The following is a 19372-nucleotide window of genomic DNA, read 5'->3' as shown; positions in this document are numbered from 1 at the left end:
GTGCTATTTTCGCGATGGCAGTAACGTCAGCGTGCCGCGTGTATTGGCCGTCACTTCCTCTTCGCTGAAATGTGCCTGTTCATAACCGCCTTCGATGTACGTCTGCGCCTGATCGCCGTAGTGCCGGTCAAACGGCACGCCGCTTTGGCCGACCGGGTTGATGGTCAGGGCGTGGGCGGCATCGGCGAAGTCGATCAGGCGTCGCGTCGAGGGCCCATAAGTCACCGGCCACGGCGCCGGGCCGATGTTGGCCGATTGGTTGTTCGGCACTTCGTGGCTGCCGGGCGCCGGGAACGGGCCGACGTTGAACACCCTGTCCAAGGGTTTCTGCATGCCCAGCGGATGGCCGTGGGTCAGGGTGTGCGCCTGGCCCCACTGCCATTGTGTCGGGTCGTCGCCGAAGGTGACCTTGAGGTGGGCGAGGCTGTTGTCCCAGGCCAGCTTGACGGTGTCGGCGCGCTTGCCGTCCCACCACAGTGACTCCGGCGTGGCGGCCAGCCGTGGCAGGGCGGCGTCGATCACCCGGGTGCTAAGCAGGGTCTTGAACAGGGCATCGCCGAGTTTGGGGCGGAACGCCGCGTCGGCCAGGTTGAAGAGGAACTGGTTGAACAGCGTGGCACTGGTGGAATCCAGTGGGTAATCGCCTTTCCACGCCGCCAATTGCTCCAGCAGCTTCAACTGCGCCGGGTCCTTGACCTCTTCGCGCAGCACCGGCAACAACGGCGCCAGCAGGCGTGGACCAAACGCGGTGGTGGTGCCCAGCTGCAGGGCCTGGCTGTTGTTCACGTCCCACTTCACGCTGTTGTCGCTCAGTTGCAGGTTCAACTGCTGGCCACGGTCGGCCAGGTTGTAATAACCGGGGACCTCCATGCCGGTGGGCGACACGGGCTGGGCATTGGCCGAGACCACATAGCCACGCGCGGGATTCTCTTCCTGGGGGTTGGCGCTGAATGGGTAGAAACCTAACTTGTCCGCCTGGGTGCTGCTGCCGTCGAGGATGAAACCGGCATTGACCCCCGCAGGACGAATCGGCAACTGCGCCGCCGCCCACCAGCCGATATCGCCCTTGGCATTGGCCCACACGATGTTCAGCCCCGGCGCCGACACCTTGGACGCCGCGGCTCGGGCCTTGACCAGGGTGTCGGCGCGGTTGAGCTGGTAGAAGCCTTCGAGGATCGGGTTTTGCGTGTCGAGAAACGCCCACCACATCGCAATCGGCGTGGTGCCAGCGTTGCCACCGAGCACGTCATTGACGATCGGGCCGTGGGGCGATTGGCGCAGGGTCAGGCTGACCGGTGCCTGGCCCTTGACCTGAATCTGTTGCTCGCTGCGTGTCATGTCCACCCACTGGCCGCGATACCAGACCTGGTTGGGGTTGTCCGGGTTGACCTTCTCGGCGATCAGGTCGAGGTCGTCGTTCTGGAACATGGTCAGGCTCCAGCCGAAATCCAGGTTGTGCCCCAGGAACGCCACCGGTACCAGCGCGTTGTGATAGCCATACAGCTCGAAGCCGGGTGCCGACAGCTGCGCCTCGTACCACACCGACGGCACCGAGAAGCGGATATGCGGGTCACCCGCCAGCAACGGCTTGCCGCTCTGGGTGCGATTGCCACTGATGGCCCAGGCGTTGCTGCCTTCGAACTGTGGCAGACCGTTGTCGGCCAGCGCCTGCTCGCTCAGGGAGGCGAGGGCACCAAGGGTTTGCCAGTCGCTGGCGGCCAGGTTGAGGGCGCCCTTGGGTTGCCAGTCCAGGTCGAAGACCTTCAGGTAGTCGCTGCCCAGTTGGTCGCGGACGAACGTCAGCAAAGGTTCTGTACGAAATGCGGCGGCGAAGCTGTAGGCCATGTACCCGGCGACGCTGATGGTGTCCTCGGCGGTAAACGGCCGCTTGGGGATCCCCAGCACGTCGAACTCCATCGGGCTGGCGTGGCTGTCCTGATACTGGTTGATACCGCCCAGATAGGCTTGCAGGGCTTTCCAGTGCGCCGACTCGCGGTCAAGTTGCGCCACGTAGGTCGCGGCGCGGTCGCGGATGCGCAGGCTGCGGAACAGTTTGTCGGTTTCCAGCACCTTGGGCCCCAGTACCTCGGCCAGTTCGCCACGGGCCAGGCGGCGCATGATTTCCATCTGGAACAACCGATCCTGGGCATGCACGTAGCCGAGCGCGCGGTACAGGTCGGCCTCGTTCTCGGCGCGGATGTGCGGCACGCCACGGTCGTCGTAGCGCACGGTGACCGAGCTTTGCAGGTTGGCCAGCGTCACCGTGCCCTGGCGGCTCGGTTGCTTGCTGTAGACGTACACGCCGGCGCCCAGGGCGACCAGCACCAGCAGCACCGCGAGAACCTGCAAGACGCGCTTCATGAACTTTCCTTAGCCGGGGTTACGAACCTGTAGGCCACGAACAATAGCAGCCCACCGCCAGGGTGTGCGTGGCATTCACGTCGCGGCCGGCTTCAAGGGCCTTCAGGATCGGTTCGATGAAACTGTTGCTCGCGTTGCACGTGAGGCCTTCGCTGTAGGGCCCGAAATACGCGAGCTTGCCGTTGCGGTCCCAGATACCTACGGCGGGGCTGGCGGGTACCTGAGTAGAGCCGGGCAGGGCGCTGAGGGTTTTCATCTGGCGCAGGTTGTCGGGCAACTGGCCGTGGCTGCCGGGTTTTTGCAGGGCATAGAACGCCACGCCCTTGGGCGCGTACTGCTCGATCAGTTCGCCCAGGTGCTGCTGGTTGCCGACGTTGCAGGGGCAGGCCGGGTCCCAGAAGTGCACCAGGCGGATTGGTCCGGGGCCACTGAGTTCAGCTGGCAGGCGCAGGGCGTCGCCGGAAAACACCGCCGTATGTTCGCTGAAGGCCCGCAGGTAGCGGCCCTGGAACCAGTCATATGCCGCCCACAGCACGCTGGCGCAGATGACCAGGATCAGGCTGGCGATGAGGGCGGTGCGGTGCGGCTGTCGCATTCTGATCAATCCTCGAAGGTCGCGTAGCTTGCCATGCTTGTCCTGACAGATGAATATCGCAGCTCGATATTCATCTTCACCGCAAGTCTGGAAGCCTTTATGCCCGTCACCTTTGACCCCGATCACCTGCGCGACAGTCTGCGTGCCCTGGTGGATGCGCAACCGCTCAGCGCCGAAGCGCGGGTCTACCAGCGTTTCTACGGGCTGGACCAGGGCGTCAGCCGGCTGGGACGTTTCGAGGTGGGTGGCTTCGACGTGGTCGCGCAGGTGTGGTGGCCGCCTGCGCCGGTGGCGACGATGTTCATGTTCCATGGCTTCTATGACCACATGGGGCTGTACCGTCATGTGGTGGAGTGGGCCTTGGCGCAGGGCTTCGTGGTGATTGCCTGCGACTTGCCCGGCCACGGCCTGTCCAGCGGCGCACGGGCCAGCATCGATGACTTTGCGGTGTACCAGCAGGTGGTGCAGGCGCTGTTCGCCCAGGCGCAGTCGCTGCATTTGCCACAGCCCTGGCACCTGTTCGGGCAAAGCACCGGCGGGGCGGTGGTGGTGGACCACGTGCTCCACCATGGCGCCGACAGCCCGGCGCAGGGCAAGACGTTCCTGCTCTCGCCGCTGGTGCGGCCGCGGGCGTGGAACTGGTCGCAGGCCAGCTATTACTTGCTGCGCCCATTCGTCAAAGGCATCGCCCGGCGGTTCAGCGAGAACACCCACGACCCTGAATTCAAGCCGTTCCTTGAAGCCGACCCACTGCAGCCGCGCCAACTGCCCACCGCCTGGGTCGGCGCGCTGGCGCGCTGGATCAAGCGCGTCGAAGCCGCTCCGCGCAGCGCGCGGCGGCCGGTGATTGTGCAGGGTGAGGAGGACATGACGGTGGACTGGCAGCACAACTTGAACGTGCTGCGGGGCAAGTTCGATCAGCCTGAGGTGTTGATGCTCAAGCGGGGCAGGCATCACCTGGCGAATGAGATTCCGGAGATTCGCCAGGAATACTTCAAGTATTTGACGGACCATCTGTAGGAGCCAGCTTGCTCGCGAAAAACGCAAGTGCACCGCGTTGACTCAGGTGCCCCGCGTAATCGTTGACGGTCTTCGCGAGCAAGCTCGCTCCTACAGGGTTTGGCCGACCGCAAGACCTGCGCGAATGGCCGCCAGCGCCGCCTGGTAATACGCCTTGCCTTCAGCGGATTCGGCAAACGTCGCGAACTCCTCCAGCTCCGGGTCAGACAACTCCCGATAGACATACAGCAAGGTGTTGTTCAGGTCCTTGTCGATCTGCTGCATCAGCCGCTCACGCTGGCCATTGAGCATGCCTTGCGCCTGACCGCCGCCGAGCAGGCCGGGGATCATCTGGCTAAGGCTGTCGGCCGCCACGCCGGCAATCGCCAGGCTGACTTCCGCGCCCGCTTCACGCGCGGGCAATGCCTGGGCCAAGTGACCAATGATCAAGCTGCGGGTGGCGTCGGCCTGAATTTTTGGCAAGCCCTGGGCATTCTTTGCCAACTGATCGCGGCGGGTGGCCAGCAACTCGGCAGCGACGATCTTGCGGCCAAGCGGCGACTGGAAAAACGCCAGCGCGGGTTTCGGGTCGGCCAGGTTCTTGCGCAACTGCGCCTCGGCACGCTGGTCCATGGCCTGGGCGGCAAAGCGCTTGTTGCTGTTGTCCACCAAGGCCTGGAACACCGCCGGGGGCAGGCTGTTGCGGTAGCGTTGCTGGGCGGCGCTGAGGGCGTCATTGAAATGCGCACGTTGTTCGGCCCAGCCGGCGACCTTGTACAACTGGTCATGGCCGTCTGCCCAGGCGGGCAAAACGCAGAACATCAGCAAGGATAAAAACAAACGACGCATTGGGGACTCCTGTCAGTCGGCCACTATTGTCCGTGTCGGGCGTAGGATTTGTCGAGAAGTCCTATCAGTCACCTGACTAAAGTGTATTCAGACGCTCGACGGCGCTGTCGGATTTGGAGACGTATGGATACTATGCGCGGCATGCAAATACCCCTCGATCACCCGCTGCTGCAACGTATTGTCGACGACCTGGCCGAAAAGGGCTGGTCCCGGCAAAACGGCTTCCTGCCCCAGGCTCTGACCCTGGAACTGGCGGCTGAGTGCCGTAAACGTGCAGCCGAAGGGGAACTGGCGCCGGCGGCGGTCGGGCGCGGGCCGGCCCAGGAGATTCGCGAGGGCATTCGCGGTGACCATATCCAGTGGCTGGAAGAAGGCGATGCGCCGGTCTGCGAGACGTACATGGCGTTGATGGACGGCCTGCGCCTGGCGATGAACCGCAGCCTGTTCCTGGGCCTGGAAGACTTCGAAAGCCATTTCGCGATGTACCCGCCGGGGGCGTTCTACCTCAAGCACCTCGACCGTTTTCGCGACGACGACCGGCGCATGGTCTCGGCGGTGGTCTACCTGAATGACGCCTGGCTGCCTGAGCATGGCGGCCAGTTGCGCATGTACCTCAAGGACGGCGTCGAATACGATGTGGACCCCGCCGGCGGTTGCCTGGTGGTGTTCCTGTCGGGCGAAGTGCCCCACGAAGTCATGCCCGCCACGCGCGAACGCCTGTCCCTGACCGGCTGGTTTCGCCGACGAGGCAACGAGCCGTTTTAAACATGGAAAAGATTCTGATCAGCCGCTGCCTGCTCGGCCACAAGGTGCGCTACGACGGTGGGGCCAGCGGGCCGTTCGATCAATTGGCAGTGTGGCAGGCCGAGGGCCGGGTGGTTGCGATTTGCCCGGAAGTCGCGGGCGGCTTGCCGACGCCACGCCCACCCGCCGAAATCCCGGGCGGGCAGGGCGGGCAGGGCGTGGAGGTATGGGAGGGCCGCGCCAGGGTACTGACCGCCGAGGGCGAAGACGTCAGCGCCGCCTTCCTCGACGGCGCCCGTCAGGCCTTGGCGCTGGTGCAGCGCCACGGCATCCGCATCGCCGTGCTCAAGGCCCATAGCCCGTCCTGCGGCAACCTGCTGACTTATGACGGCACGTTCACCGGCGTAAAGGTCAGCGGCGAAGGCGTGACGGCGGCGCTGCTCAAACGCCACGGCGTGCAGGTGTTCAGTGAGCTGGAATTGGTGCAGGCAGCTCACGCATTGAACACTGGCGATTATTGAGCCTGAGCCGTCGGACGGTTGGGGTAATCGACCAGCCACTTCTGCAACAGCTGCCTGAATCGATCGTCGGACTTGAGCCGTTGCAGTGCGTTGTTCAGGCTAGTCTTGAACGCCGGGTTGCCTTTCTGCATCGGCATTGCATAGAGGGTCGACGGGCCTGTCATGCGCCCACGGGATTCGCCGTAAGGCTCACTGAAATCGAACCGATCCTGCAATTCGGGAGTCACAGCGATATGGTTCATCGCCACGTCGTACTTGCCGGTTTCCACTCCCGGCAGCAGGTCAGCCGCATCGGTGGTGATGAACGATGCGCGCACGTCCATCTCCTTGGCCAGTTGCTCGCCGAGTTCCACTTCCAAGCCGGTGAGTTTGTTACCTTCCTTGAAACTGTAGGGCGGGTTTTCGGCCACGAGTGCGATGCGCAATTCGCCTCGGTCAAATACATCATCGAGCAGTTCGGCATGCGCCATGGGGCTCAGAAGGGGAAGCAGCAGTAACAGGCCAGGCGAAAAGCGCATGGTCACTCCTAAAGAATTTTTATGTGCGAGGCGCCGTTCAGCATCGCTTTGCTATGGTGTCGAGTGCCTTGGACAGCAATTTATCGCGAAGTTGTCATAACCCTACAGATTTCATCGAAAAACTGGAGAAGTGAATGAAAGCCTTTTTGTCCCGTGCAACGATTGCCAGCCTGCTGCTGGGTACCTCGCTGTTGGCCAGCGCCGCCGACCTGCCACGCACCCCGGCGCCTCAAGGCGCCGAAGTATTTATCGTCTCGCCTAAAGACGGCGCGACCGTCGACAAGACCTTCACCGTCAAATTCGGCGTCAAGGGCCTGGACCTGGAACCGATCGACAAACAAGTGGCCGGCGCGGGTCACCACCATCTGTTGGTAGACCGGGACGTGCAGTCGCTCAAAGCCGACGAAGCCATTCCGGCTGATGCCACGTCGATCCACTTCGGCAAGGCGCAAACCGAAACCGAGCTGACCCTGACCCCGGGCAAGCACACGCTGCAATTGGTGGCCGGCGACAATATGCACCGCCAATTCGAGCCTACTGTAGCCTCGAAAGTGATCACGGTTAACGTCAAGTAAGCGTTGTTCAGGTGCAAAAAAGGGAGCCCTTGAGGGGCTCCCTTTTTCGTGGTGCAGTGGAAACCTTAGAACAGTACGCGGCTACGAATCGTGCCTTTGATGTGCTGCAGCTTCTCTTGCGCCAGGTCCGAGTACTCGGCGTCGACGTCGATTACCACGTAGCCGACCTTCTCGTTGGTCTGCAGGAACTGACCGGAGATGTTGATGCCGTTTTCCGCGAAGACCTTGTTGATCTCCATCATCACGCCAGGGATGTTCTGGTGGATGTGCAGCAGACGGTGCTTGCCAGGGTGAGCTGGCAGGGCCACTTCCGGGAAGTTCACGGACGATACCGAGGTACCGTTGTCGCTGTACTTGACCAGCTTCTCCGACACTTCCAGGCCGATGTTGGCTTGGGCTTCAGCGGTGGAGCCGCCGATGTGCGGGGTCAGGATTACGTTGTCCAGGCCACGCAGCGGGCTTTCGAAGATGTCGTCGTTGGAGCGCGGCTCTACCGGGAACACATCGATGGCGGCGCCGATCAGGTGCTTGTCCTTGATCGCGTCGGCCAGGGCGTCCAGCTCGACCACGGTGCCGCGTGCAGCGTTGATCAGGATGCCGCCTTTCTTGATGGCGCGGATTTCCTTCTCGCCGATCATCCACTGGGTCTCAGCGGTTTCCGGCACGTGCAGGGTCACGATGTCGGACATGCCCAGCAGCTCGGTCAGGCTGGCCACTTGGGTGGCGTTGCCCAATGGCAGCTTGGTCAGGGTGTCGTAGAAGAACACCTGCATGCCCAGGCCTTCAGCCAGTACCGACAGCTGGGTACCAATGGAGCCGTAACCGACGATGCCCAGCTTTTTGCCGCGGATTTCGAAGGAGTTGGCTGCGCTCTTGATCCAGCCGCCACGGTGGCAGGAAGCGTTCTTCTCTGGAATGCCGCGCAACAGCAGGATCGCCTCGGCCAGCACCAGCTCCGCAACGGAACGGGTGTTGGAGTACGGAGCGTTGAACACCGCGATACCGCGCTCGCGCGCTGCGTTGAGGTCGACCTGGTTGGTGCCGATGCAGAAACAGCCGACTGCCACGAGCTTCTTGGCGTGATCGAAGATTTCTTCGGTCAGCTGAGTGCGGGAGCGAATGCCGATGAAGTGCGCGTCGGCGATCTTTTCCTTGAGCTGGGCTTCCGGCAGAGAACTGGTGATGTACTCAATGCTGGTGTACCCGGCGGCTTTCAGAACGTCGACAGCCGATGGGTGGACGCCTTCCAGAAGAAGGAACTTGATCTTGCTCTTATCGAGAGAAGTCTTGCTCATCTGCGTAAACCTGTATCCCGGAGAAAAATGGCAGGGAATCGGATCACCTAAGCTGACCCGGACGGCAGGAAAGCCGTCGCCGCAGAAACGCCTTTGGGCTCTGTCCTGCGGGGGCGGTATGCTAGCATACGCGCCCCGCAAACACTCATTCCTGCGACGTGAAGCGTTCTCAGGATGACCATGAATTGTTCGAGAGTTCTGTCGATGACCCATCCTGCCCTGATTGATGAGCTAAAGACCCTGGTTGAGCCTGGCAAAGTCCTGACCGATGCAGACTCCCTGGAGGCTTACGGCAAGGACTGGACCAAGCATTTCGCGCCTGCGCCGACCGCCATTGTCTTCCCCAAGACCATCGAGCAGGTCCAGGCCATTGTGCGTTGGGCCAACACCCACAAGGTCGCACTGGTGCCTTCGGGCGGGCGCACCGGCCTGTCGGCAGCCGCCGTGGCCGCCAATGGCGAAGTGGTGGTGTCGTTCGACTATATGAACCAGATCCTCGACGTGAACCTCACCGACCGCACTGCCGTGTGCCAGCCGGGCGTGGTCACCAAGCAATTGCAGAACGTCGCCGAAGAAAAAGGCCTGTACTACCCGGTGGACTTCGCCTCATCCGGTTCGAGCCAGATTGGCGGCAATATCGGCACCAATGCCGGCGGGATCAAGGTGATTCGCTACGGCATGACCCGTAACTGGGTGGCTGGCATGAAAGTCGTCACCGGCAAGGGCGATGTGCTGGAGCTGAACCGCGACCTGATCAAGAACGCCACCGGCTATGACATGCGCCAGCTGTTCATCGGCGCCGAAGGCACCCTGGGCTTTGTGGTCGAAGCCACCATGCGCCTGGACCGTGCGCCGAAAAACCTCACCGCGATGGTGCTGGGCACCACCGATTTCGACTCGATCATGCCGGTGTTGCACGCGTTCCAGAGCAAGCTCGACCTGACCGCCTTCGAGTTCTTCTCCGACAAGGCCCTGGCCAAGGTCATGGGGCGTGGCGACGTGCCGGCGCCATTCGAAACCGAGTGCCCGTTCTACGCACTGCTGGAATTCGAAGCCACCACCGAAGAAGTCGCCAACCACGCGCTGGAAACCTTCGAGCACTGCGTCGAGCAGGGCTGGGTGCTGGACGGCGTGATGAGCCAGAGCGAAACCCAACTGCACAACCTGTGGAAACTGCGCGAGTACATCTCCGAGACCATTTCCCACTGGACCCCGTACAAGAACGACATTTCGGTCACTGTCTCCAAAGTGCCGGCGTTCTTGAAAGAAATCGACGCCATTGTCGGCGAACACTACCCGGATTTCGAAATCGTCTGGTTCGGCCACATCGGCGACGGCAACCTGCACTTGAACATCCTCAAGCCGGAAGACCTGAGCAAGGACGAGTTCTTCGCCAAGTGCGCCACCGTGAACAAGTGGGTGTTCGAAACCGTCGAGAAGTACAACGGCTCGATCTCCGCCGAACACGGGGTGGGTATGACCAAGCGCGATTACCTGACCTACAGCCGCTCGCCGGTCGAAATCGAATACATGAAAGCAGTGAAGGCGGTGTTCGACCCCAACGGGATCATGAACCCAGGCAAGATCTTCGCTGTTTAATTGCCCCCTGAAGGAGTCGGTCCATGAGCTACCAGCACAAGTATGTAGACGGCACCCACATTCACTTTCCGGTAGGGAAAGTGGTGTGCATTGGGCGTAACTACGCCGAACATGCCAAGGAACTCGACAACCCGGTGCCGACCGAGCCGTTGCTGTTCATCAAGCCAGGCAGTTGCGTGGTGGCGCTGGAAGGTGGTTTCGCCATTCCGACCGAACGCGGTTCGGTGCACTACGAGGCGGAAATCGCGGTATTGATCGGCAAGCCGTTGTCGACCAAGCCGAGCCGTGAAGAAGTGCTGGACGCCATCTCCGGCTTCGCCCCGGCCCTGGACCTGACGCTGCGCGACAAGCAGGCCGAGTTGAAAGCCAAGGGCTTGCCGTGGGAAATCGCCAAGTCGTTCGACGGCGCCGCCGTGATCGCTCCGTTCGTGGTGAGCAGCACCTTCCCGGACGTGACCGACATCGGCATCCGCCTGACCATCAACGGCGAAGTGCGCCAGGACGGCAACAGCGCGATCATGCTCAACCCGATCGTTCCGATGATCCAGTACATGGCCGGCTGCTTCTCGCTGCAGGCGGGCGACGTGATCCTCACCGGCACCCCGGCCGGCGTGGGCCCGCTGAACGTGGGCGACGAGTTGGTGCTGGAACTGTCGGGCGTGAACCGCTTCGAAAGCAGCGTGCGCTAAACCCGGCTTGAAAGGCTGCACGCCATCCAAATGTGGGCGCTGGCACGCCAGCGCCCACAGGGGTTCGTGTGTATCTCCAAGTATCGGGTTTTGCATTTTTTTCACACACCATCCGGATAATCCCCAGCCTCAAGCACACAGGCATGCCCTTCCTGTGCTATCAACTACCGCTGACTTCCCGGAAAAAGCGCCCCATGGCCGTGTCCCTGCCTTCCACTACCCCCAAGCCGCGTTCCCGCTTTGCCCTGCGTTGGTACTCCTGGCTGTTGTTGGCCGGCGTGATTGTGTACGGCGTCGCCTGGGCCATGCATTGGGATGATCGCGGCGCGCTGTGGATCGCGGAGCGCTTCGAAAGCCCTGCTGAACGCCAGGAGAGCGTGTGGTTGCCGGACTACCATGCGGTCATCGATGGCAAGCGCTTGCCCGGCATGGAAAAGGACGAAGCCTCGGACGTCTCCTACAACCCGCAGAGCAAAACCCTGTTTTCCGTGATGGGCAAAAACCCGTTTCTCGTCGAGTTGAGCCTGCAGGGTGATGTACTGCGCAAGATGCCGCTCAAGGGCTGGAGCAACCCGGAGGGGGTGACGGTGCTGGAAAATGGGCTGCTGGCGGTGGTGGATGAGCGTGAGCACACACTGACCATGGTCAAGGTGGACGCCGCCACCCAGGAATTGAACCGCGCCGATTTCCCTGAATACGACCTGGGGCCGTCCAAGGACCAGAACAAAGCCTTCGAGGCCGTCGCCTGGGACAAGCGCAACCAGCAGATCGTATTGGGCGAAGAGCGCCCACCGGCGTTGTTCACCTGGAAAAGCGACGGCAGCCAGGCCCTCACCGGTAACAAGCAGAAACTCACCAGCACCGAGTTGGACATGCGCAACCTCTCAGCCTTGGCGGTGGACCCTCGCACCGGCCACCTGCTGGCGCTGTCGGCCGACTCTCACCTGCTGCTGGAACTGGATGAAAAGGGCGAGCAAGTCAGCTTCATGACCCTACTCGGCGGCTTCAACGGCCTCAAGGACACCATTCCACGAGCGGAAGGGGTGACCATGGACGAGAACGGCACGCTGTATATCGTCAGTGAGCCCAACTTGTTCTATCGTTTTGAAAAGCAGAAGTAACTGACCGATTACGTCGGATTTGTCTCTATGAGCGGCATTCGCCAGACAACAGGGCGCGTTTAAGTTTAAATTCAGACAGGCGTGATATTCATTCGCCACTTTTGATTTTGAGCCCGCCCGATGCGACGAATAGCCCGTCCCAAACCCATGCTGTTGATTCTTGCGCTGATCGCCCTGATCGGTGCTGGCGCCGTTGCGCAGCACTTCCGCCTGTTCGAGCGCGCCTGGTTCAACTTCCAGACCTGGCGTCAGCCCGCCGATGAACGCTCCATTGGCCTGGGGGACTACCAGGTTGTGCTGGAAGCCAAGGTGATCGAGGGGTTGGACGATGACGTCTCGGCGCTCACCTACGACCCGGTGCGCAAAAGCCTGTTCACGGTCACCAATAAAAACGCCGAGCTGATCGAGTTGTCCCTTGAGGGCAAGATCCTGCGGCGCATTCCCTTGATAGGGTTCGGCGATGCCGAAGCGGTGGAATTCATCAGCGACAACATCTATGTCATCACCGACGAACGCCAGCAGCGGTTGATCAAGGTGCATGTGGACGACCAGACCACCTTCCTCGATGCCGCCGACGCCGAGCAAATGACCCTGGGCCTGCACGTGGGAGGGAACAAGGGCTTTGAGGGCCTGGCCTACGACTCGGTGGGCAAACGCCTGTTCGTGGCCAAGGAGCGCGACCCGATGCTGATCTACGAGGTCCATGGCTTTCCACACTACAAACCGGAAAAAACCTACTCGGTGCACGTGATCAACAACCCCAAGCGCGATGCCGGGTTGTTCGTGCGTGACCTCTCGAGCTTGCAGTACGACGAACGCAGCGGCCATTTGCTGGCGCTGTCGGATGAGTCGTTTCTGGTGTTGGAACTGGATATCAACGGTCGGCCATTGAGCAGCCTGTCACTGCTCAACGGCCGCCATGGCCTGACCAAGCGGGTGCCGCAGGCCGAAGGGATCGCGATGGATGACGAGGGCGCGTTGTACCTCGTCAGCGAGCCCAACCTGTTCTATGTCTTCAAGAAGCCTTCAGGGTCTTGACGCCTTCCGGGGTGCCCAGCAACAGCACATCCGCCGGGCGCGCCGCGAACAAACCATTGGTCACCACGCCAACGATGGCATTGATCTGGGTTTCCAGTTCGACCGGGTTGGTAATCTGCATGTTGAACACATCCAGGATGATGTTGCCGTTGTCGGTCAGCACGCCTTCACGGTAGACCGGGTCGCCGCCCAGCTTCACCAGCTCGCGGGCCACGTGGCTGCGGGCCATCGGGATCACTTCCACCGGCAGCGGGAATGCGCCGAGCACCGGTACCAGCTTGCTGGCGTCGGCGATGCAGATGAAGGTCTTGGCCACGGCCGCGACGATCTTCTCGCGGGTCAGGGCTGCGCCGCCGCCCTTGATCAGGTTCAGGTGTTCGTCGCTTTCATCGGCGCCGTCGATGTAGAACTCCAGATCGCTCACGGTGTTGAGCTCATACACCGGGATGCCGTGGCCCTTGAGGCGCGCGGCAGTGGCCTCGGAGCTGGCCACGGCGCCGTCGAATGCGCCCTTGTGCAGCGCCAGCGCGTCGATAAAGCAGTTGGCAGTGGAGCCGGTGCCGACACCGACGATGCTTTTATCGTCGAGTTTAGGAAGGATTAAATCGACGGCGGCCTGGGCCACTGCCTGTTTGAGTTGATCCTGGGTCATGCGGGCTCCGGAACGGGCGGGGAGTAAAGAGGGGCGCGAGTATAACCCAACAAAACCTCTGGATTCGTGTGGTCGCCCGGCCAAACGCTGGGTTAGACTCCTTGGCCCTGCCCAAACCGCCCGGTGATTTGCGAAGATGCTCGAACAGTACGTCAAAAAGATCCTCACCTCGCGCGTTTACGACGTTGCCGTAGAAACCCCCTTGCAGACCGCCCGCCAGCTCTCCGAGCGGCTGGGCAACAACGTCTGGCTCAAGCGTGAAGACTTGCAGCCGGTGTTCTCGTTCAAGATCCGCGGCGCCTACAACAAGCTGACGCAGCTGACCGCAGAAGAACGTGCGCGGGGCGTCGTCACGGCGTCGGCGGGCAACCACGCCCAGGGCCTGGCCCTGGCGGCGAAGGTGCTGGGGGTGAAAGCCACCATCGTGATGCCCAAGACCACCCCGGAAATCAAGGTCGAGGGCGTGCGCTCCCGTGGCGGCAAAGTCGTGCTGCACGGCGACTCCTTCCCGGAAGCGTTGGCGTATTCGCTGAAGCTGGTCGACGAGAAAGGCTACGTCTATATCCACCCCTACGATGATCCGCACACCATTGCCGGGCAGGGCACCGTGGCGATGGAAATCCTGCGCCAGCACCCGGGGCCGCTGGACGCGATCTTCGTACCGGTAGGCGGCGGCGGGCTGATCGCGGGTATTGCGGCGTATGTGAAATACCTGCGCCCGGAGATCAAGATCATTGGCGTCGAACCGGATGACTCCAACTGCCTGCAAGCTGCCATGGCGGCGGGCGAGCGCGTCGTGCTGCCGGCTGTCGGGATCTTTGCCGATGGCGTGGCGGTGGCGCAGATCGGCCAGCATACCTTCGACATCTGCAAGCACTATGTGGATGAAGTGATCACCGTCAGCACCGATGAAATCTGTGCGGCGATCAAGGACATCTACGACGACACCCGCTCCATCACCGAGCCGGCAGGCGCGTTGGGCGTGGCGGGCATCAAGAAATATGTGGAGACCCGAGGCGTCACCGGGCAGACCCTGGTGGCCATCGATTCCGGCGCCAACGTCAACTTCGACCGCCTGCGCCACGTGGCCGAGCGCGCCGAGCTGGGTGAGGGCCGCGAAGCCATCATCGCCGTGACCATTCCGGAGAAGCCGGGCAGCTTCAAGGCGTTCTGCGAGGCCGTGGGGAAGCGCCAGATCACCGAGTTCAATTACCGCTTCCACTCCGGCAGCGAGGCGCACATCTTTGTCGGTGTGCAGACCCACCCCGACACCGACCCGCGCAGCGCCTTGATCGCCAGCCTGACCGAGCAGGGTTTCCCGGTGCTGGACCTGACCGAAAACGAACTGGCCAAGTTGCACATCCGTCATATGGTCGGCGGCCACGCGGCGCAGGTGAGCAATGAAGTGGTGTTTCGCTTCGAGTTCCCCGAGCGCCCGGGGGCTTTGTTCAACTTTCTTAACAAATTGGGCGGGCGCTGGAACATCTCCATGTTCCACTATCGCAACCACGGCGCCGCTGACGGTCGTGTTGTCGCCGGCCTGCAAGTGCCGGCGAACGAGCGTCACCTGGTGCCCGCCGCCCTGGAAGCCATTGGCTACCCGTACTGGGATGAAAGCGATAACCCGGCCTACACACTGTTCCTCGGTTGAGCGACTACGCTGATGGGGCGGCCTTTGAGGAATACGAAGCATGGAAACCCTGATCACCCTGAAAGTCATCCACATCGCGGCCACAGTGGTGCTGCTGCTCAGCGGCTTGGGCATGGCGCTGTTGGCCTGGCGCAAACGCAGCGCCGGGCCGGCGGTCACCGTGCAGCGCCCGTGGGTGTTTGTGTGGTTGCTGATGGGGGTTTGCGTGGTGAGCATGCCCTTTACCGGCTGGTGGCTGGTGCACCTGGTCGGCTGGCCGTTGGGGCAGACCTGGATTCTGGGCTCCAGCATCCTCTACACCGTGGCGGCGCTGGCCTGGTTCTGGCTGGTGGCGCGGCTCAATCGCCTGCGCAAGGGCGAGGGCGGTAGCCTGAACTTCACCTTGGTGCTCGCGGTAGTGAGCCTGATGGGGTTTGTGGCGATTGCGGGGCTCATGGGTGCCAAGCCAGTGTAGAGCTTTAGACCGAGTCGTCTGCATCGGGGGCAAGCCCCCTCCCACATTTTGACCGTGTGAACCCGGGCAAGTGTGGGAGGGGGCTTGCCCCCGATAGCTTTCTCAGCCGCGCAGTGTAATCACCGGCCAGCCACGCTTCTCGGCTTCAGCCCGCAGATTCGGATCCGGATCCACCGCCACCGGGTGAGTCACTTGCTCCAACAGCGGCAAATCATTCATCGAATCGCTATAGAAGTAGCTGTCTTCCAGGCTATACCCCGTCTCTTCCAGCCAACGGTTCAAGCGCGTCACCTTGCCCTCACGGAAGCACGGCACATCTGTGCTACGCCCGGTGTAGCGGCCGTTTTCCATCTCGCATTCGGTCGCGATCAGGGTTTCCACCCCCAGGCGCTCGGCAATCGGCCCGGTGACGAAGCGGTTGGTGGCCGTGATGATCACCAGCTTGTCGCCAGCGGCACGGTGCTTGGCCAGCAATTCCACGGCCAGCGGCAGCATCAGCGGTTCGATGCAGTCGCGCATGAAGTCGCGGTGCCATTCGTCCAACTGGGCCATCTCGGTGCGGCCGAGGATTTCCAGGCAGAAGTTCAGGTAGGCAGCGTTATCGAGCTTGCCAGCCAGGTAGTCCTGGTAGAACTCGTCGTTGCGAGCCTTGTAGGCCACCGGGTCGAGAATCTCGCGTTCACAGAGGTAATCGCCCCAGGCGTGATCGCTGTCACCGCCGAGGAGGGTGTTGTCCAAGTCGAATAAAGCCAGGCGCATTGCAGTTACTCGCTGAAAAGTCTGTAAAAAGGCGTCCAGAATACGGTCTTTTCACAAGAGTGCACATAAGGTAAGAAGCCTCGTTGCCGCTTGCGCAAGCTTTGTGGAACAATGCGACGACATGCGTTTGCGAGGTTGTTGCCGTGATCGACCCCGATGGTTTCCGTCCTAATGTCGGGATTATTCTTACGAATGATGCCGGACAGGTGCTATGGGCTCGCCGAATCAACCAAGATGCCTGGCAGTTTCCTCAAGGCGGGATCAACCCCGATGAAACCCCTGAAGACGCCTTGTACCGTGAGTTGAACGAAGAAGTCGGCCTTGAGCGCGAAGATGTGCAGATTCTGGCCTGTACCCGTGGCTGGTTGCGCTATCGTTTGCCGCAACGCCTGGTGCGTACCCACAGCCAACCGCTGTGCATCGGCCAGAAACAGAAATGGTTTCTCCTGCGCCTGATCTCCAACGAGCAGCGGGTGCGGATGGATTTGACCGGTAAACCGGAGTTCGATGGTTGGCGCTGGGTCAGCTATTGGTACCCGTTGGGCCAGGTGGTGACATTCAAGCGCGAGGTTTATCGTCGCGCGCTCAAAGAGCTTGCCCCGCGCCTTTTAGCGCGCGACTGACGACGGAGTTCGACCCCGAGCCATGCTCAATACGCTGCGCAAGATCGTCCAGGAAGTTAACTCCGCCAAGGATCTCAAGGCGGCGTTGGGGATTATTGTGTTGCGCGTCAAGGAAGCCATGGGCAGCCAGGTCTGCTCGGTTTACCTGCTGGACCCCGAGACCAACCGTTTTGTGCTGATGGCCACCGAGGGCTTGAACAAGCGCTCCATCGGCAAGGTCAGCATGGCGCCCAATGAAGGTCTGGTGGGCCTGGTGGGGACGCGTGAAGAACCCCTCAACCTCGAAAATGCGGCCGATCACCCGCGTTATCGCTACTTTGCCGAAACCGGTGAAGAGCGTTATGCCTCGTTCCTCGGTGCGCCGATCATTCACCACCGCCGCGTCGTCGGCGTGTTGGTCATCCAGCAAAAAGAACGCCGTCAGTTCGATGAGGGCGAAGAAGCCTTCCTCGTGACCATGAGCGCGCAGCTCGCCGGGGTTATTGCCCACGCTGAAGCCACGGGCTCGATCCGCGGCCTGGGGCGTGAAGGCAAGGGCATCCAGGAAGCCAAGTTCGTCGGCGTGCCGGGCTCACCGGGCGCTGCGGTCGGTACGGCGGTGGTCATGTTGCCGCCGGCGGATCTGGATGTGGTGCCGGACAAGACCGTCAGCGACATCGACGCTGAAATCAAACTGTTCAAGACGGCCCTCGAAGGCGTGCGCGCCGACATGCGCAACCTGTCGAACAAGCTGGCCACGCAGTTGCGCCCTGAAGAGCGCGCGCTGTTCGACGTTTACCAGATGATGCTCGATGACGCGTCTCTGGGTAACGAAGTCAAGACCGTGATCAAGACCGGCCAGTGGGCCCAGGGCGCGCTGCGCCAGGTGGTCACCGATCACGTCAATCGCTTCGAAATGATGGATGACGACTACCTGCGTGAGCGGGCCTCGGATGTGCGCGACCTTGGTCGCCGTCTGCTGGCCAAGCTGCAGGAAGACCGCACCACCAACCTGGTTTATCCCGACAACACCATCCTGATCAGTGAAGAACTGACCGCCACCATGCTCGGCGAAGTGCCAGAGGGCAAGTTGGTGGGCCTGGTTTCGGTACTGGGTTCGGGCAACTCCCACGTCGCGATCCTGGCCCGCGCCATGGGCATCCCGACGGTGATGGGCCTGGTCGACCTGCCATACGCCAAGGTCGACGGCATCGGCATGATCGTCGATGGCCATCGCGGTGAAGTGTTCACCAACCCCAGCGAAGTACTGCGCAAGCAATACGCCGAGGTGGTTGAAGAAGAGAAACAACTGGCGCTGGGCCTGGATTCCTTGCGCGAGCTGCCGTGCGTGACCACCGATGGTCACCGTGTGCCGCTGTTGGTCAACACCGGCCTGCTGGCCGACGTGGCCCGTGCACAACAGCGCGGTGCTGAGGGTGTGGGGCTGTATCGCACCGAAGTGCCGTTCATGATCAACCAGCGTTTCCCGAGCGAGAAGGAGCAACTGGCGATTTATCGCGAGCAACTGCAGGCCTTCCACCCGCTGCCGGTGACCATGCGCAGCCTCGACATCGGCGGCGACAAGTCACTGTCGTATTTCCCGATCAAGGAAGATAACCCCTTCCTTGGCTGGCGCGGTATCCGCGTGACCCTCGACCATCCCGAGATTTTCCTGGTGCAGACCCGCGCCATGCTCAAGGCCAGCGAGGGCCTGAACAACCTGCGCATTCTGCTGCCGATGATCTCCGGCACCCATGAGCTGGAAGAGGCGCTGCACCTGATTCACCGTGCGTGGGGCGAAGTGCGTGACGAAGGCGCCGACGTGCCGATGCCGCCGATTGGCGTGATGATCGAAATCCCGGCGGCGGTGTACCAGGCCAAAGAGCTGGCGCGGCAGGTGGACTTCCTGTCGGTGGGCTCCAACGACCTGACCCAATACCTGCTGGCCGTGGACCGCAACAACCCACGGGTGGCCGACCTCTACGACTACCTGCACCCGGCAGTGTTGCAAGCGCTGCAACACGTGGTGCGCGACGCCCATGCCGAAGGCAAGCCGGTGAGTATCTGCGGCGAAATGGCCGGCGACCCGGCGGCGGCGGTGCTGCTGATGGCGATGGGCTTTGACAGCCTGTCGATGAACGCCACCAACTTGCCAAAGGTGAAGTGGATGTTGCGCCAGGTGGACCTGGGCATGGCCAAGGATCTGCTGGCGCAGTTGATGACCATCGACAACCCGCAAGTTATCCACAGCTCGCTGCAGCTGGCGCTGAAAAACCTGGGGCTGACGCGGATGATCAACCCGGCCTCCGCCAAAACCTTGTAGGAGCGAGGTTGCTCGCGAAAAACGTTA

At 61.8% G+C, this 19372-nt stretch carries 19 protein-coding genes and 1 pseudogene; 12 read left to right on the top strand and 8 right to left on the bottom strand.

Annotation, left to right across the window (positions count from 1 at the left end):
* Positions 1 to 3: 3 nt before the first annotated feature.
* Together CQ041_RS03690 and CQ041_RS03685 are read right to left on the bottom strand one after the other, a co-directional pair.
* Positions 4 to 2361 (bottom strand): penicillin acylase family protein, encoded by a 2358-nt coding sequence (locus CQ041_RS03690; RefSeq protein ID WP_105521150.1) that lies wholly within the window; start codon positions 2359 to 2361, stop codon positions 4 to 6.
* A gap of 19 nt (positions 2362 to 2380) precedes the next feature.
* Positions 2381 to 2956, bottom strand: a complete 576-nt coding sequence (locus CQ041_RS03685) for a DUF6436 domain-containing protein (protein WP_105521149.1) — start codon at positions 2954 to 2956, stop codon at positions 2381 to 2383.
* A gap of 99 nt (positions 2957 to 3055) precedes the next feature.
* Here CQ041_RS03685 and CQ041_RS03680 point away from each other — a divergent pair, with 99 nt between their 5' ends.
* Positions 3056 to 3976 carry an alpha/beta hydrolase gene (locus tag CQ041_RS03680; RefSeq protein ID WP_105521148.1) on the top strand — a complete coding sequence of 307 codons (921 nt, stop codon included), beginning with the start codon at positions 3056 to 3058 and terminating at the stop codon, positions 3974 to 3976.
* On the opposite strand, the pseudogene CQ041_RS26495 reads toward CQ041_RS03680, so the two are convergent.
* Together CQ041_RS26495 and CQ041_RS03675 are read right to left on the bottom strand one after the other, a co-directional pair.
* Positions 3972 to 4058 (bottom strand): annotated as a pseudogene (locus CQ041_RS26495) (outer membrane lipoprotein carrier protein LolA); the annotation flags it as partial. The gene CQ041_RS03680 and the pseudogene CQ041_RS26495 overlap by 5 nt on opposite strands.
* 8 nt (positions 4059 to 4066) lie before the next feature.
* Positions 4067 to 4804 (bottom strand): DUF2059 domain-containing protein, encoded by a 738-nt coding sequence (locus tag CQ041_RS03675; RefSeq protein WP_105521147.1) that lies wholly within the window; start codon positions 4802 to 4804, stop codon positions 4067 to 4069.
* Positions 4805 to 4936: 132 nt separating this feature from the next.
* Here CQ041_RS03675 and CQ041_RS03670 point away from each other — a divergent pair, with 132 nt between their 5' ends.
* Both CQ041_RS03670 and CQ041_RS03665 read left to right on the top strand, forming a co-directional pair.
* A complete protein-coding gene (locus CQ041_RS03670; RefSeq protein WP_105521146.1) occupies positions 4937 to 5569 on the top strand; it encodes a 2OG-Fe(II) oxygenase in 633 nt (210 codons plus the stop codon).
* A 2-nt stretch (positions 5570 to 5571) separates the two neighbouring features.
* The gene (locus CQ041_RS03665) at positions 5572 to 6069 is read left to right on the top strand and encodes a DUF523 domain-containing protein (RefSeq protein ID WP_105521145.1); all 498 of its coding nucleotides are present in this window, start codon (positions 5572 to 5574) and stop codon (positions 6067 to 6069) included.
* Here the strand turns inward: CQ041_RS03665 and CQ041_RS03660 are convergent.
* Positions 6063 to 6587, bottom strand: coding sequence for a transporter substrate-binding domain-containing protein (locus CQ041_RS03660; protein WP_105521144.1), 525 nt, complete (start codon positions 6585 to 6587; stop codon positions 6063 to 6065). The genes CQ041_RS03665 and CQ041_RS03660 overlap by 7 nt on opposite strands.
* Positions 6588 to 6721: 134 nt before the next feature.
* Here CQ041_RS03660 and CQ041_RS03655 point away from each other — a divergent pair, with 134 nt between their 5' ends.
* Positions 6722 to 7162, top strand: a complete 441-nt coding sequence (locus tag CQ041_RS03655) for a DUF4399 domain-containing protein (RefSeq protein ID WP_105521143.1) — start codon at positions 6722 to 6724, stop codon at positions 7160 to 7162.
* 65 nt (positions 7163 to 7227) lie between these two features.
* Here the strand turns inward: CQ041_RS03655 and serA are convergent, their stop codons facing one another.
* Positions 7228 to 8457 carry a phosphoglycerate dehydrogenase gene (gene serA, locus CQ041_RS03650; protein WP_017736698.1) on the bottom strand — a complete coding sequence of 410 codons (1230 nt, stop codon included), beginning with the start codon at positions 8455 to 8457 and terminating at the stop codon, positions 7228 to 7230.
* A 204-nt stretch (positions 8458 to 8661) separates the two neighbouring features.
* On the opposite strand from serA, the gene CQ041_RS03640 reads away from it, so the two are divergent.
* The 4 genes from CQ041_RS03640 to CQ041_RS03625 all read left to right on the top strand — a co-directional run bounded on the left by CQ041_RS03640 (position 8662) and on the right by CQ041_RS03625 (position 12904).
* The gene (locus CQ041_RS03640) at positions 8662 to 10056 is read left to right on the top strand and encodes an FAD-binding oxidoreductase (protein WP_105521142.1); all 1395 of its coding nucleotides are present in this window, start codon (positions 8662 to 8664) and stop codon (positions 10054 to 10056) included.
* A gap of 23 nt (positions 10057 to 10079) precedes the next feature.
* Positions 10080 to 10745 carry a fumarylacetoacetate hydrolase family protein gene (locus tag CQ041_RS03635; protein WP_105521141.1) on the top strand — a complete coding sequence of 222 codons (666 nt, stop codon included), beginning with the start codon at positions 10080 to 10082 and terminating at the stop codon, positions 10743 to 10745.
* Positions 10746 to 10939: 194 nt separating this feature from the next.
* The gene (locus CQ041_RS03630) at positions 10940 to 11866 is read left to right on the top strand and encodes an SdiA-regulated domain-containing protein (RefSeq protein ID WP_105521140.1); all 927 of its coding nucleotides are present in this window, start codon (positions 10940 to 10942) and stop codon (positions 11864 to 11866) included.
* A gap of 120 nt (positions 11867 to 11986) precedes the next feature.
* On the top strand, positions 11987 to 12904 hold the full coding sequence (locus tag CQ041_RS03625) for an SdiA-regulated domain-containing protein (protein WP_105521139.1): 918 nt from the start codon (positions 11987 to 11989) through the stop codon (positions 12902 to 12904).
* On the opposite strand, the gene rpiA is transcribed toward CQ041_RS03625, so the two are convergent.
* A complete protein-coding gene (rpiA, locus tag CQ041_RS03620; RefSeq protein WP_105521138.1) occupies positions 12882 to 13556 on the bottom strand; it encodes a ribose-5-phosphate isomerase RpiA in 675 nt (224 codons plus the stop codon). The two genes, CQ041_RS03625 and rpiA, sit on opposite strands and share 23 nt — an antisense overlap.
* A 136-nt stretch (positions 13557 to 13692) precedes the next feature.
* On the opposite strand from rpiA, the gene ilvA reads away from it, so the two are divergent.
* Positions 13693 to 15207, top strand: a complete 1515-nt coding sequence (gene ilvA / locus CQ041_RS03615; RefSeq protein ID WP_105521137.1) for a threonine ammonia-lyase, biosynthetic — start codon at positions 13693 to 13695, stop codon at positions 15205 to 15207.
* A 40-nt stretch (positions 15208 to 15247) separates the two neighbouring features.
* Positions 15248 to 15661 carry a DUF2269 family protein gene (locus CQ041_RS03610; RefSeq protein ID WP_105521136.1) on the top strand — a complete coding sequence of 138 codons (414 nt, stop codon included), beginning with the start codon at positions 15248 to 15250 and terminating at the stop codon, positions 15659 to 15661.
* A 102-nt stretch (positions 15662 to 15763) separates the two neighbouring features.
* Here the strand turns inward: CQ041_RS03610 and CQ041_RS03605 are convergent, their stop codons facing one another.
* A complete protein-coding gene (locus CQ041_RS03605; protein WP_105521135.1) occupies positions 15764 to 16420 on the bottom strand; it encodes an HAD family phosphatase in 657 nt (218 codons plus the stop codon).
* 143 nt (positions 16421 to 16563) lie between these two features.
* On the opposite strand from CQ041_RS03605, the gene CQ041_RS03600 reads away from it, so the two are divergent.
* Positions 16564 to 17043, top strand: coding sequence for an RNA pyrophosphohydrolase (locus CQ041_RS03600; RefSeq protein ID WP_003176750.1), 480 nt, complete (start codon positions 16564 to 16566; stop codon positions 17041 to 17043).
* A 22-nt stretch (positions 17044 to 17065) separates the two neighbouring features.
* Entirely contained in the window at positions 17066 to 19345 is a 2280-nt protein-coding gene (ptsP, locus tag CQ041_RS03595) for a phosphoenolpyruvate--protein phosphotransferase (protein ID WP_105521134.1), read from the top strand.
* The last annotated feature ends 27 nt before the right edge of the window (positions 19346 to 19372 follow it).

This window comes from Pseudomonas sp. MYb60 (genome assembly GCF_002979555.1).
Taxonomy (GTDB): Bacteria; Pseudomonadota; Gammaproteobacteria; order Pseudomonadales; family Pseudomonadaceae; genus Aquipseudomonas.
This window is presented reverse-complemented; position numbering and strand designations above follow the sequence as displayed.

What these genes read in the sequence shown, in the direction of transcription:
- rpiA (WP_105521138.1), bottom strand. Translation starts at nt 13,556, where the DNA reads ATGACCCAGGATCAACTCAAACAGGCAGTGGCCCAGGCCGCCGTCGAT.
- CQ041_RS03640 (WP_105521142.1), top strand. Translation starts at nt 8,662, where the DNA reads ATGACCCATCCTGCCCTGATTGATGAGCTAAAGACCCTGGTTGAGCCT.
- serA (WP_017736698.1), bottom strand. Translation starts at nt 8,457, where the DNA reads ATGAGCAAGACTTCTCTCGATAAGAGCAAGATCAAGTTCCTTCTTCTG.
- ilvA (WP_105521137.1), top strand. Translation starts at nt 13,693, where the DNA reads ATGCTCGAACAGTACGTCAAAAAGATCCTCACCTCGCGCGTTTACGAC.
- ptsP (WP_105521134.1), top strand. Translation starts at nt 17,066, where the DNA reads ATGCTCAATACGCTGCGCAAGATCGTCCAGGAAGTTAACTCCGCCAAG.
- CQ041_RS03605 (WP_105521135.1), bottom strand. Translation starts at nt 16,420, where the DNA reads ATGCGCCTGGCTTTATTCGACTTGGACAACACCCTCCTCGGCGGTGAC.
- CQ041_RS03655 (WP_105521143.1), top strand. Translation starts at nt 6,722, where the DNA reads ATGAAAGCCTTTTTGTCCCGTGCAACGATTGCCAGCCTGCTGCTGGGT.
- CQ041_RS03680 (WP_105521148.1), top strand. Translation starts at nt 3,056, where the DNA reads ATGCCCGTCACCTTTGACCCCGATCACCTGCGCGACAGTCTGCGTGCC.
- CQ041_RS03610 (WP_105521136.1), top strand. Translation starts at nt 15,248, where the DNA reads ATGGAAACCCTGATCACCCTGAAAGTCATCCACATCGCGGCCACAGTG.
- CQ041_RS03660 (WP_105521144.1), bottom strand. Translation starts at nt 6,587, where the DNA reads ATGCGCTTTTCGCCTGGCCTGTTACTGCTGCTTCCCCTTCTGAGCCCC.
- CQ041_RS03675 (WP_105521147.1), bottom strand. Translation starts at nt 4,804, where the DNA reads ATGCGTCGTTTGTTTTTATCCTTGCTGATGTTCTGCGTTTTGCCCGCC.
- CQ041_RS03690 (WP_105521150.1), bottom strand. Translation starts at nt 2,361, where the DNA reads ATGAAGCGCGTCTTGCAGGTTCTCGCGGTGCTGCTGGTGCTGGTCGCC.
- CQ041_RS03635 (WP_105521141.1), top strand. Translation starts at nt 10,080, where the DNA reads ATGAGCTACCAGCACAAGTATGTAGACGGCACCCACATTCACTTTCCG.
- CQ041_RS03625 (WP_105521139.1), top strand. Translation starts at nt 11,987, where the DNA reads ATGCGACGAATAGCCCGTCCCAAACCCATGCTGTTGATTCTTGCGCTG.
- CQ041_RS03665 (WP_105521145.1), top strand. Translation starts at nt 5,572, where the DNA reads ATGGAAAAGATTCTGATCAGCCGCTGCCTGCTCGGCCACAAGGTGCGC.
- CQ041_RS03685 (WP_105521149.1), bottom strand. Translation starts at nt 2,956, where the DNA reads ATGCGACAGCCGCACCGCACCGCCCTCATCGCCAGCCTGATCCTGGTC.
- CQ041_RS03630 (WP_105521140.1), top strand. Translation starts at nt 10,940, where the DNA reads ATGGCCGTGTCCCTGCCTTCCACTACCCCCAAGCCGCGTTCCCGCTTT.
- CQ041_RS03670 (WP_105521146.1), top strand. Translation starts at nt 4,937, where the DNA reads ATGCGCGGCATGCAAATACCCCTCGATCACCCGCTGCTGCAACGTATT.